10 protein-coding genes are annotated in these 13,480 nt (G+C 46.7%); all 10 read left to right on the top strand.

Annotated elements, in window-relative coordinates; genetic code table 11:
• Positions 1-18 precede the first annotated feature (18 nt).
• The 10 genes from F3I09_RS03025 (at position 19) to F3I09_RS02980 (ending at position 13,325) form a co-directional block, all read left to right on the top strand.
• Entirely contained in the window at positions 19-639 is a 621-nt protein-coding gene (locus F3I09_RS03025) for a hypothetical protein (RefSeq protein WP_149693552.1), read from the top strand.
• A gap of 23 nt (positions 640-662) precedes the next feature.
• Positions 663-1,973 (top strand): M20/M25/M40 family metallo-hydrolase, encoded by a 1,311-nt coding sequence (locus F3I09_RS03020; RefSeq protein ID WP_149693551.1) that lies wholly within the window; start codon positions 663-665, stop codon positions 1,971-1,973.
• Positions 1,974-1,983: 10 nt separating this feature from the next.
• Positions 1,984-4,716 (top strand): M14 metallopeptidase family protein, encoded by a 2,733-nt coding sequence (locus tag F3I09_RS03015; RefSeq protein WP_149693550.1) that lies wholly within the window; start codon positions 1,984-1,986, stop codon positions 4,714-4,716.
• Complete coding sequence (locus F3I09_RS03010) at positions 4,713-6,155, top strand: amidohydrolase (RefSeq protein ID WP_149693549.1); 1,443 nt, start codon at positions 4,713-4,715, stop codon at positions 6,153-6,155. Before F3I09_RS03015 ends, F3I09_RS03010 begins: the two co-directional genes overlap by 4 nt.
• 6 nt (positions 6,156-6,161) lie before the next feature.
• Positions 6,162-8,936 carry a M14 metallopeptidase family protein gene (locus tag F3I09_RS03005; RefSeq protein WP_149693548.1) on the top strand — a complete coding sequence of 925 codons (2,775 nt, stop codon included), beginning with the start codon at positions 6,162-6,164 and terminating at the stop codon, positions 8,934-8,936.
• A gap of 88 nt (positions 8,937-9,024) precedes the next feature.
• Complete coding sequence (locus F3I09_RS03000) at positions 9,025-9,591, top strand: hypothetical protein (protein WP_149693547.1); 567 nt, start codon at positions 9,025-9,027, stop codon at positions 9,589-9,591.
• 22 nt (positions 9,592-9,613) lie between these two features.
• Entirely contained in the window at positions 9,614-10,249 is a 636-nt protein-coding gene (locus F3I09_RS02995; protein WP_149693546.1) for a DNA-3-methyladenine glycosylase, read from the top strand.
• 92 nt (positions 10,250-10,341) lie between these two features.
• Complete coding sequence (locus F3I09_RS02990) at positions 10,342-11,511, top strand: lipopolysaccharide assembly protein LapB (RefSeq protein WP_149693545.1); 1,170 nt, start codon at positions 10,342-10,344, stop codon at positions 11,509-11,511.
• A gap of 83 nt (positions 11,512-11,594) precedes the next feature.
• Positions 11,595-12,233 carry a hypothetical protein gene (locus F3I09_RS02985; protein ID WP_149693544.1) on the top strand — a complete coding sequence of 213 codons (639 nt, stop codon included), beginning with the start codon at positions 11,595-11,597 and terminating at the stop codon, positions 12,231-12,233.
• 108 nt (positions 12,234-12,341) lie between these two features.
• Entirely contained in the window at positions 12,342-13,325 is a 984-nt protein-coding gene (locus tag F3I09_RS02980; RefSeq protein WP_149693543.1) for a hypothetical protein, read from the top strand.
• Positions 13,326-13,480: the final 155 nt, after the last annotated feature.

The raw sequence follows: 13,480 nt of genomic DNA, 5'->3' as shown, positions 1-13,480 counted from the left end.
TCACACAAAAATTAACGCATGAGATATCTGATAATAGCGATACTGATCATCTACACCGGATTCCTTTCCTGCAAAAAAGCAAACTATGAATGGGAACAATATGAATACACTGCTGTACCTATTGTGACCGTCGATACGACAAAAACAGCGTTACCTACCAGGCAGGCGGGTAAGGTGGCATTCTTTAATCTGAATGATCCCAACCTGGCTGACCAGGAGTTTGCCTTCACCCTGGACTGGGAAGGCTTTGATAAAGTAACTGTGACTTCCATAGAAGTTTATGCGAGTTATAACAAAGCTGAATCCAGCGTGCCGGCTTATCCATTGGTGATCTCTTCTCCGGGAAACCAGTACACAAATATTGCACAGTTCCCGCTGCCCAGTATTATCGGCTCACGGGACAAATTGTATGAAACAGTGACTACTTTTCCTAAAGCATATTCGTTCACTGCTACTGAATTAGCGGCCATGAATAATGTATCGCTTGGATCTGTAGCAGTAAATGACTATTTTCTCTTCAAGTTTATTCTGAACCTTGGCGATGGCCGCAGGATTGTAACCTTCTTCAATAATATTTGTGATGAGTCACGCGGTGAACCCGGCGATTGCAGAGTTGGCGTGAGATTTAAAAAACTGTAGTTACTGTCGTAAACAAGCTATAAATGAGCACAATCAGAAACACAACACTATCATTCGCTCTGCTGACTGCGACCCTGGGCCTCCGGGCCCAGGACAGGTCAGCCGGACCTGCGGATAAGAAGTATCAGACGGAGATCAGATCAATTACTGACAAGCCTGTTGTTAAGAAAGCTTTCCAGACTATTATAGAGTTGGAGCCACAAACCCTGAGCGATCATATTCTGCTTACAGAGATCCCTGCACCGCCTTATAAGGAAATGGAAAGGGCGAAGAAATATGCAGAGATGCTCAAAGCTGCCGGCGTGGATACCGTGTGGATAGATAACGCAGGCAACGTGATATCAAAACGTAAAGGCCGTGGTGGCGGTAAAAAAACGGTGGTATTGGAAGGACATATGGATACAGTATTCCCGGAAGGTACTGATACGAAAGTAGTGCATAAAGGAGATACGCTGTATGCACCTGGCATTGCCGATGATACAAGAGCATTGTCAGTTGTGCTGGCCATTGTGAAGACATTGGAGAAAACAGGTATTGAAACCGATGCAGATGTGCTGTTTATTGGTACAGTGGGTGAAGAAGGACAAGGTGATCTGCGTGGTGTAAAGAACCTGTTTACAGAAAAAGGTCCGGGAAAAATAGACAGTTATATCGCGATAGATGGCTGGAACCGGGAGTCGATCACTCACCGTGCATTAGGTTCACATCGCTATAAGATCACGTTTAAGGGCCCCGGTGGTCATTCTTCCGGTGCGTTCGGATTAGCTAATCCGCATAATGCTTTAGGCCGTGCCATTCATTATTGGGCGGTAGCGGCAGACTCTTTCAGCCGTGCACCCGGCTTACGTGTGACTTACAACGTCGGCGTAATAGGAGGGGGAACCTCTGTGAACTCAATTCCTTTTGAGTCATGGATGGAAGTGGATATGCGCTCTGAGAGTCCGGAAAGAGTGAGTGGTATTGATCAGTTGCTGCAACAGGCGGTACAACAGGCATTGGCAGAAGAGAATAAAATGAAACAGCGGGGTGCTGATCTGACAGTAGATGTAAAACTGATTGGCGACCGTCCATCCGGCGCATTGGATACGACATTGCCATTGATCCAGCGGGCCATGGCCACGGTGCAATCCTTTGGATCAACCGCCTCATTGCGTGTTGGTTCTACTAACTCGAATATTCCTATTTCCAAACAGGTACCCGCCATTACCATCGGCTCCGGTGGAGAGGGTGGTAATGCCCATGCCCTGCAGGAATGGTGGCTCAACGATAAGGGATATCAGGGCATCCAGAACGCGTTACTTATCTTATTGGCGGAAGCCGGCATAGCAAAATAAAACCCTACTTATGGCAAGAAAATTCTACGGTATGCTGTCGTTGCTTTTATATGCTGCGACAGCATGGGGACAGACAATCCCCTCTCCAAAAGAACATTTTGGTTTTAATATCGGTGATGATTATCAGCTGGCCACCTACACCCAGACAGCAGCCTACTTTAAAAAGCTGGCGGCTTCTGATCGTGCGGAGCTGGTAGACATCGGCATGACGGAAGAAGGAAGGCATCAGTATATGCTGATCGTGTCTTCTCCGGAAAACCTGAAGGCATTGAGCCGCTATAAAGAAATATCGCAGCAGTTAGGGCATGCAGCAGGACTGACAGATGAAAGTGCGCGTAAGCTGGCAGCAGAAGGCAAGGCCGTAGTATGGATAGATGGAGGACTGCACGCAACTGAAACTGTGGGCGCGCATCAGCTCATAGAAACGATGTATCAGCTGGTAACACGTACTGACGCTGAAACAATGAACATCTTACAGAATGATATCATCCTGCTGGCACATGCCAACCCTGACGGGCAGGAGCTGGTATCTGACTGGTACATGCGCATGGCTGATCCGAAGAAACGGGCATTAAATATTCCCCGTTTGTATGAGAAATATGTAGGGCATGACAACAACAGGGATTTCTATATGATGAACATGAAGGAAAGCCAGAACATCAGTCGTCAGCTGTTTGTAGAATGGATCCCTCAGATCATGTACAATCACCATCAACGCGGACCTGCAGGTTCTGTACTGGCTGGTCCTCCTTACCGTGATCCTTTCAATCATATTTATGATCCGTTAATTGTGACCAGCATTGATGCCGTAGGTGCAGCGATGAATAACAGGCTGAATGTTGAAAACAAACCTGGTTATACACAGCGTAACGGTTCCACATTTTCTACCTGGTGGAATGGTGGGTTGCGTACTACACCTTACTTCCACAATATGGTAGGATTGCTCACGGAGATCATCGGCGGGCCGACACCTGAAACTGTACCGCTGGTGCCTGACAGGCTGGTTCCCAATGGAGCTACTCCCAATCCGGTAGCACCACAGGAATGGCATTTCCGCCAGTCTATAGATTACTCTGTTTCGCTGAATTATGCGGTACTGGATTATGCTGCCCGCTACAGAAGTGAGTTGCTGTTTAATATTTACAAGATGGGCAAGAATGCGATAGACCGTGGTAGCAGCGATCACTGGACATTTTATCCGCGATATATAGACTCTATCCGTGTAGCTTATAAAGTAGAAAGGAAGAGAGATACTACCACTGAAGGTGAGACAGGTGGTGAGTTTGCTTTTGGCAGGGAAGATACGATCGCTTCAAAATATTATGCAGGGGTGTTAAAGAATCCTGACTACAGAGATGCACGCGGTTATATCATTCCTGCGGATCAGGCAGACTTTCCTACGGCCGTAAAATTCATCAATGCATTAAGCCGTTCAGGTGTTACCATTCATAAAGCAACAGCTGCTTTCACTGTAGCAGGGAAACAATATCCGGCAGGTTCCTATATCGTAAAGACGGCGCAGGCCTTTCGTCCGCATGTGATTGATATGTTTGAACCACAGGATCATCCGAATGATTTTCAATATGCCGGAGGACCTCCTATCCGTCCTTATGATGCGGCAGGATGGACACTGGCCTACCAGATGGGTGTGCAGTTTGACCGTATCATGGATGTATTTGACGGACCATTCACACAGCTGCCTTATGGTCAGATCGAATCACCTTTAATAACTACGTTACCCACTGCAAAAAAAGGCTACCTGATAGATGAGGCATCCAACAATGCGTTCATTGCTGCGAATGATTTGCTGAAGGCGGGCGTAAAAGTATCCCGTACTGCTAATGGTGCATTCTATGTACCTGCGGGAACAAAAGCGCAGAGCATACTCACCAGGGCAACAATTGAACTGGGCGTTCATGTTACAGCTGCGGATAATACTCCTGCACAGTTGAAAGCGATCGCACCATTACGTATAGGTATCTGGAATACTTATGGAGGCGCTATTCCTGCCGGGTGGATAAGCTGGCTGATGGAACAATATCATTACGATTATAAGATGCTTTATTCACAGGAAGTGGATGCAGGTGATCTGCGTAAAAAGTATGATATGCTCATCTTTGTATCAGGTGCTATCCCTGATACTGGCAAACCTAAAAGAAGTGGTGAGAACAGTTACAACAAACCGCCTAAACCGGAAGAACTGCCTGATGAATTTAAACCCTGGCTGGGACGCATTACTAAAGATACTTCTGTTCCACAGCTGAAGAAGTTTTTGGAAGCAGGTGGTAAAATTGTTACTATCGGCACAAGTACCAACCTGGCATATCATCTGAATTTACCGGTAGAAAATGCATTAGTAGAAAAGAATGCAAAGGGTGAAATGAAACCAATACCCGGTACAAAATATTACATTCCTGGTAGTTTGCTGACTGCAGACCTGGATACTACAGCGCAAGAAAACTGGGGAATGCCTGCAAGGAATGATGTATATTTCGATAGAAGCCCTGTATTTAAATTCACCGCTGGCGCAGAGAGCGCGGGTCTGAAGAAACTGATCTGGTTCTCCACGGCAACGCCATTGCATAGTGGCTGGGCCTGGGGACAGAAATACCTGAAAGATGGCGTAGCAGCATTTGTAGCGCCGGTTGGGGCAGGCAAGTTATATGCTTTCGGACCTGAGATCACTTTCCGTGGTCAATCGCATAGCACTTTTAAATTATTATTCAACCAATTGTACAAATGAGAAAACTGATTATATCATTCCTTTGTTGCCTGCCAGCATTGGCTATTGCACAAAACAAGGATAAGAAGGCAATTGTGGCTTACCTCGATCAGCAGACGCCGGCATATGCAGATATTGCAAAGAAGATATGGGGATATGCAGAAGTAGGCTACCAGGAAGAAAAAAGCTCTGCCCTGTTACAATCTACATTGCAGCAGGAGGGCTTTACCGTGAAAGCTGGCATAGCGGGTATTCCTACGGCCTTCGTTGCCAGTTATGGCAGCGGGCAGCCGGTTATCGGTATTCTGGCGGAGTATGACGCACTGCCGGGGTTATCGCAGATAGCAGAACCACAGCAGAAGGCCATACAGGAAGGAGGGGCAGGGCATGGCTGTGGTCATAATCTGTTCGGCACTGCCTCCGTAGCTGCTGCTATTAGTGTGAAGAACTGGTTGAAAGAGCATAACGGTAAAGGCACTATCCGTGTATATGGATGTCCGGCAGAAGAAGGTGGCTCAGGTAAAGTGTATATGGTAAGAGAAGGTTTGTTTGGTGATGTGAATGCGGTGTTGCACTGGCATCCCGGCAACGACAACTCTGCTACGATCTTTCCCTGGTTATCCAACAAGAATGCAAAGTTCCGCTTTTATGGCGCAGCCTCACATGCTGCCGGTGCGCCTGAAAAAGGACGTTCTGCACTGGACGGGGTGGAAGCCATGGACTATATGGTGAACATGATGCGTGAGCATATTCCCCAGGAGACACGTATTCATTATGTCATCACTAAAGGGGGCGATGCACCCAATGTAGTGCCTGCCTTTGCGGAAGTGTATTATTACGTACGCCATCCGGATATGCAGGTGGTAAAAGATGTATGGGAAAGACTGGTAAAGGCAGCAGAAGGCGCTGCGATGGGAACAGGTACAAGAATGGATTATGAAGTGATAGGAGGTGTATATAATATGTTGCCTAATGAGACATTGTCGAAGATAATGGATAGCAATCTGCGGCAGGTAGGTGGTTTTACCTATACATCCGCAGAAAGAGAATTTGCAAAAAAGATCCAGTCTACACTGATCGATAAATCAAAGCTGCCCGACCTCGATACTTCGAGTGCTACTATACGGCCTTTCATATCAGATAAACATGATGCCATTGGTTCTTCTGATGTAGCGGATGTGAGTTGGGTAACACCAACGGCTGGCATCTCTACCGCTACCTTTGTACCTGGTTCTTCCGGCCATAGCTGGCAGAACGTAGCTGCTGCAGGTAGCAGTATTGGCGCTAAAGGAATGATGGTAGCAGCGAAGACGATTGCACTCACTGCCTATGACCTGTTCAATGATCCTGCTGCTTTAGAAACTGCAAAAACTGAACTCAAAAAACGTCAGGGACCCACTTTCAAATATGAGGCCATGCTGGGTAACCGTGCCCCGGCACTGGACTACCGAAAAAAATAAATGCTTATGAGACATACCTTATCGGGCTGGCTGCTGATGGCAGGTATTTGCTGCGCATCACAGTTACGGGCCCAGACTGTGCCATCACCTAAAGAACACTTCGGATTTAATATCGGAGATGATTATAAACTGGCAACCTACACACAAACCGCCGCCTATTTTGAAAAGCTGGCCGCCACTTCCGACAAGGCAAAACTGGTGGATATCGGCCTGACAGAAGAAGGGCGTCATCAGTATATGCTGATCATCTCTTCACCCGCCAACCTCAAACAACTGGATTATTACAAGCAGATCTCCCGGCAGCTGGCAAGGGCTGAAGGTATTACGCCACAGCAGGCGCATGACATGGCTGATAAAGGAAAAGCGGTGGTGTGGATAGACGGTGGATTGCATGCCACGGAAGTAGTGGGAGCACATCAGCTGATAGAAACCGCCTGGCAGCTCATCAGTCGCAATGATGCGGAGACGATGCGGATACTGGATAATGTGATCGTACTGATGACACATGCTAATCCCGATGGACAGGAACTCACCAGTAACTGGTACATGCGTAATGCAGACACTTTGAAACGTTCAACAGAACAATTGCCGGTGCTGTACCAGAAATATATAGGACACGACAATAATCGTGACTTCTATATCATGAACATGAAGGAAAGCGCCAATATGGGAAAGCAACTGTTCCTGGAATGGATGCCGCAGATCATGTACAATCATCACCAACGTGGTCCGGAAGGTTCTGTATTGGCAGGACCTCCGTACCGCGATCCCTTCAACTACTTCTTCGACCCGTTGATGATCACCGGTATTGATGCACTGGGTGCAGCCATGTACAACAGGCTGAATGCGGAAGATAAACCCGGTTATACGCGTCTCAATGGCTCCAGTTTTTCTACCTGGTATAACGGTGGCCTGCGTACTACAACACAGTATCATAACATGATAGGATTACTTACAGAGATCATCGGTAATCCTACTCCTGAAAAGATACCTGTAGTGCCGCAGCGCCTGATCCCGAACGGCGCCACGCCCAATCCAGTAAAGCCTACCGGAGACTGGCGCTTCAGAAAATCTATTGATTACTCTGTGTCACTGAACTATGCGGTGCTCGACTATGCAGCCCGTCAGCGGGATGAAGTCCTGTACAACATTTATAAGATGGGTAAGAATGCGATAGATAAGGGAAATGCGGATTCCTGGACTTTATCACCCAAACGTGCAGAAGCGATTACGGCAGCCTATAAAAAAGACAAGAATGATACTACCAAAGATGATGGCAGCGATCCTTACGGATGGATGAGAAGGGGTAGTAACATCTCCATGCAGTATTATGATGCGATATATAAGAATCCAACGGAAAGGGATCCCCGTGGATATATCCTGCCGGCAGATCAGGCGGATTTTGCTACGGCGGTGAAATTTATCAATGCACTGATCAAGGCAGGTATTTCTGTACAGAAGGCGACAGCGCCATTTACGGTAGGAGGGAAGCCGTATCCGGCCAATTCTTACATTGTACGCACGAACCAGGCTTTCCGTCCGCATGTGCTGGACATGTTTGAACCACAGGATCATCCTAATGACTTCCAATATCCCGGTGGTCCTCCTGTCCGTCCTTATGATGCGGCAGGATGGACACTGGCTTTCCAGATGGGTGTAAAGTTTGACCGTGTTCTGGACGATTTCAGCGGACCTTTTCAGAAGATACCTTATGGCGAACTGCAGTCTCCGATGGCTGAACCATTTACGCCTGCAGCGGGCGGAGGTTACCTGCTGAGCCCTTATGTGAATAATGCGTTCATTACGGTAAATGACCTGATGAAAGCAGGGGTGAAGGTATACCGGCTGCCGGAGGGTGTTGCCGGTGAAGCGGCAGGCACTTTCTTTGTGCCTGCGGGAGCCCAGGCAAATAGCATATTAAAGACAGCCGCCACTCAACTGGGCGTGGTAACAAAAACTGTAGGTAAGCGTCCTAAAGGGGCGGTCGAAACAACACCTCTGCGCATTGCCCTGTGGGATACCTATGGCGGTTCCATGCCTTCGGGCTGGATCCGCTGGATGATGGAACAATATCATTTCCCTTTCAAACTGGTGTATCCGAAAGATATTGATGCCGGCGACCTGAAGAAACAATATGATGTAATCGTGTTTGTGACCAAGGCTATCCCTCCTGTAGCAGGGGAGGAAAGTAACCGTTATGGTTTCAGGCAGACACCGCCTAACCCGGATGAGATTCCCGAACAGTATCGTAATACATTGGGCAGGATCACGAAAGATACTTCCGTTCCTAAATTGAAGGAATTCCTGGAAGCAGGCGGTACCGTTATCACCATTGGTACCAGTACTAATCTGGCTTATCACCTGGGACTTCCTGTCCATAACGCCCTGGTGGAAAAGGGGAAAGACGGCAAAGAGCAGTCACTGCCCGGTACCAAATACTTCGTGCCCGGAAGCATCCTGCGGGTGGCTTTTGACAGTACCCGGACGGCAGCCTGGGGGATGCCCTCCTTTGGAGATGTCAATTTCGATAACAGCCCTGTCTTTAAGCTGGACAGCGATGCCGAAGCGAAAGGTGTACGTCCCGTAGCCTGGTTTGCCACGGACAAGCCTTTACGCAGTGGCTGGGCTTGGGGACAATCCTATCTTAAGGATGGGGTGGCGGCATTTGAGGCGCCGGTGGGCAAGGGTAAGTTATATGCCTTTGGCCCCGAAATTACTTTCAGGGCACAGTCGCACGGCACTTTTAAGCTATTGTTCAATGGTTTATATGGAATTAAGTAGCGGATAAATGGCACGAAAAAAAGACCGCCTCATGTTATATGGGGCGGTTTTTTTATTTTAGTACCTTAGAAGAATAACCAATGTTAATATGGAAGAATTTTATGATGCTGCCTCCGAAAAATACAAGAAGTATTTATTGCAGGTAGTTTATAATGACGAGACTTATTATACCGTTTCTGGCGTAGACATGTCAGATAATGATACTGATAGATTGCTGACAGATAAGGACGGTAAGATCTGTTTATATGCTGACCTTCCTTCTTTAAGGAAAGGCATCGAAGAAGGCGTTATTACCTTTGACACGCCCAATCTGCAGGCATGGGGAAAAGAGATCAACGAAACCGATACCGCTTATACAGGCTTTGATTTTTCTTCCCTGAAAGCGGAATTACTGGAAGCGGATGATGATCCCTTACTGTACGAGATTTATGGTGCGCTGGGTGTTGTGAAGGACTATGCACTGCAGGAAAATGTAGCGGAATTACTGTCCCTCCTGAACAGCGATATCGTAAACGAATATGTAGAGATCTGTGCCGATCTTTTCCTGTGGTCGTCAGATACGGATTCCTTCAGAGAAGATTTTGATTTTGAAAGTCTTGTTCCTGTGCTGAATAAGATCTATACACTGCTGGAGCCCCGTTTAAAGATTGTCTAACGGATGCCGTTATACTAATATTTTGGAGACCATCGCTTATCAGAAATTATCATCCGGTTTTTACAACCGTCCTGACGTTTTAAAGATTGCCCGTGAATTACTGGGGAAGATCATCGTGACAAAATTCAACGGTGAGCTGACATCTGCGCGTATCGTGGAAACAGAGGCCTATGCCGGTGTTGTAGACAAGGCTTCCCACGCCTATGGCGGCAGGCGTACTGCCCGTACGGAGATCATGTACCGTGAGGGAGGGGTAGCATATGTTTATTTGATTTATGGTATCCATCAGTTATTCAATATTGTGACCGATGGTGTGGATATTCCGCATGCGATCCTCATCAGAGGAGCGGAGCCGGTAACAGGTGTGCCTGTTATGCTGCAGCGTACAGGAAAGAAGGTGGCAGATTTCACGTTGACAAAGGGGCCGGGAAATGTATCAAAGGCATTGGGGATCACTATAGGTCATACAGGTGAATCGCTGCTGGAAGATGAGTTTTGTCTTGTTTCGGATGGATTTACGCCTCTGGCAGAGGATATTGTCGCTACTCCCCGGATAGGTGTGGACTATGCGGGGGCAGATGCTTTATTGCCTTACCGTTTTATTATACGCGGCAATAAATATGTAAGCGGAAAGCCATCACAAAATAACCCACGTTAAAGTATTCCTAATCCTTTTTCAGGACAACGCACCTTCAAATAATAAATATTTATCTTTATTACATTATAAGGGACAATCTCAATACCTGTTTTATGCGAATACTACTACCCCTGATGGTAATCATTTGCTTTTCTGTATCTGCAGCAAATGCCCAGACAACTGACAAGGAAAAGGCCCTCGCCAAAAAGAATGAAGCCATTGAACTGATGGATGATGGTAAACTGGCAGAGTCGATCACATTACTCGAAGAAGCCCGTAAACTGGATCCGGCCGAACCCGAAATAGTTTATGAAATGGCACTGGCCAGATATCAGCAAAAGAACTTTGATGAGGCCATGAAGTTATTGAAAGACCTGGTGAAGAGGAAACAGGCTAGCGGCAGAGTGTATGCTATGATGGGCAATGCGCTCGACGAAATGGGAAAACCGGAAAAAGCCATTGACACTTATGATGAAGGCATAAAAAAATTCCCGGAAGAAGGTAATCTGTATCTGGAGCGGGGCGTGATGGAGTTGAGGAGAAATGATCATAATGCGGCCCTGGGATTCTTTGAGAAAGGAATACAGGCAGCGCCTATGTATCCGTCCAACTACTATCGCGCGGCAAAGATATTCCTGGATTCAGACCAGGAAGTATGGGGAATGATCTATGGGGAAATATTCATGAACATAGAACGTGGATCTAAACGTACGGAAGAGATCAGCAAACTTTTATATTATACTTACAAAGGAGAGATTAAATTTGAGTCTGATACCAGTGCATCAGTAAGTTTCGCAAAACAGAATAATACCATCCTGCTGGATGCCAACCAGCGTAAAAAAGCCCAGGCTAGTTCTCTGGCTAATGCCCTGGCCGAGCAGCTGATGGCGTCGATGGGCAATTCTTTTGCAAACGGAGCATACGAAATGACCCTGGTCAAATCAATAATAGGAGAGAAGATGATCAACCTGGCATCTTTGAACCGTATAAGGACAAAATTTCTGGACATATATACAAAGGAGAGACGTGATACGAGTTATCCTGTAGTGCTTTTCGATTTCCAACGGAGTGTGAAGGAGGCTGGATACCTGGAGGCTTATAACTACTGGATATTGGGACAGGGAGATGAAAAGGTGTTTGGAGAGTGGAGGAGCGAACACGAACAGCAATGGGACAGCTTTATGAAATGGTTTAAGGAGAACAGGATAAAGGTCACGGAAGCAAATGCCTTCGTACGAGCACAGATTATCCTGCAAGACGTGGTAAAGAAAGCAGCAAAATGACGGCGCCGGAGTTATTCAAAGGGTATCGTTAAGCTGCATCCGGAGGGACACGAGGGAAATAATAGCTATTTATACCATATCTGATGATGAAAAGAGAACGAAACCTCTTCCTGCTTGGGATTACCATGACCATCAGCGCATGTGGTCTTTTCGGTTTTCACAGAGATCAGGAAACCCCTTCAGCCAGAGCATACTTTAAAGGTACGGTCAGTCCGGCGCTCAGTCAGCCGGTACTGGAAGAAAAGGTGCGTGAGTTCTTTGACTGGTATACCACCCGGGTAGATTCCCTGGTGGATATTCAGTTGGTGGATAATTCCGGAGTGGAGGACACTGGTCGTTATGCAGTTAATTTTGACAGCACGGCGGCTTATCTCCATATTTTAGCTAATGCAGGCATATTTACCCGGGACTATATAGAGGATAAGAACGCCTATTTCCAGCTTTGTGCAGCCAGGATCCGGCAGGATAGTGTACGAACGGCTACGCCCTATGGGTTTGATGCTGATCTCATCCTGCTGAGCCAGGAGTATGAGGAGGATATCTCCAATTTCAGCCAGGCCACCTTTGGGAATTATACTGAAACTGAGAATGGGGCGTCTATAGATGTGACTATTGTTTATACGCTCCGGATCGATTTTGTGATCCAGGGGGACCGGTTACTGATAGATAAGATCGATGTGGTGACGCCGGAGGGGCAGACGGAGGAGGTAGGGGTCAGGTAAAAGCCGCAAAAACACATTAATTATTCATGGTTTTCATAATATTTTGATTTTCTCCCGCTTTAAAATACCTTTGGAACGCTTTCAAAAGTTGAAAAGAGAAATCATATTGTGGTAAAGTTTTTCCGCTCAGGCAACCCGCTAACGGTACTGTTGCTGTTGATATATACGCTCCTGGTAAAATTCTATTACCTGATCCATCCGTCTTCCTTCCTGGTAGACGGCAACGAAGGTTTGTTATACGGCCTGTTTGTGAAATGGATGGAAATGGCATTTGGCAAGAGCCCGTTCCTGTTTACTTCGCTGGCGGTTTTACTGTTATTATTGCAGGCGCTGCTGGTAACAAAGATCGTGAACCATCAACGCTTGTTCGCCAAGCCTACTTACCTCCCGGCCATGAGCTATATGCTCTTTACCTCCCTGTACGAGGGCTGGAACATATTTTCTCCCGCTTTGCTGGTTAACCTGGTGATGTTGTGGGTGTTTTCCAGCATTACGCTGCTGTATACCCGTACCTCTGCCAGGGATGTTGTATTTAATATTGGTTTTGCCCTGGGGGTATGTGGATTATTTTACTTCCCGGCTACTATATTCTGTCTTTTGTTATGGTTAAGCCTGCTTATTATGCGTCCGTTCCGTCTGGCGGAGTGGATTATTGCTTTGCTGGGCCTGATCTGTCCGATATACCTGCTGGGAACCTATCTTTTCCTGACAGACCAGTGGATACTGTTTGCAAAAATTCCCAGAATAGGGCTTGAAATGCCTTTTATTAGCCATTACAAGGTATGGGGAGCCCTGGCGATAAGCGTGTTCTTCTTTATACTGGGCTGGTTATTACTGCAGCGTACCCTCAAAAAGATGTTGATACAGGGCCGTAAAATCTGGAGCGTATTGATAGTATACGTGTTTATAGCCATGATGGTACCTTTTTTCAATGTACATTTTTCCCCTGCCTACTGGGTTCTCGCTATTTTACCGCTTTCCCTGTTTGTAGCCAATGCATATTGGTCTATTGTTAACAATACGGTAGCGAATGTTATCCACATCCTGACATTAGCCTATGTCATTATAATGCAGTATTTCAGCAAAAATTAGCCGGTTTCGCGGGTAATTGTTAAAACCGGACGAACGGCTATGGAAATGTGCGGGCGGCGTAGTAATTTTGTGCCTTTTCCGGTAATTTCGATTAATGGTCCAATGGCTGTTATCTGCCGGATAAAAGCTTGAATAATATTTTAGACCGTAACATT

The sequence above is a fragment of the Chitinophaga sp. CF418 genome, assembly GCF_900142925.1.
Lineage (GTDB): Bacteria > Bacteroidota > Bacteroidia > Chitinophagales > Chitinophagaceae > Chitinophaga.
Note: the sequence above shows the minus strand (reverse complement) of the source record. Positions and strands in the feature narration are given on the sequence as shown.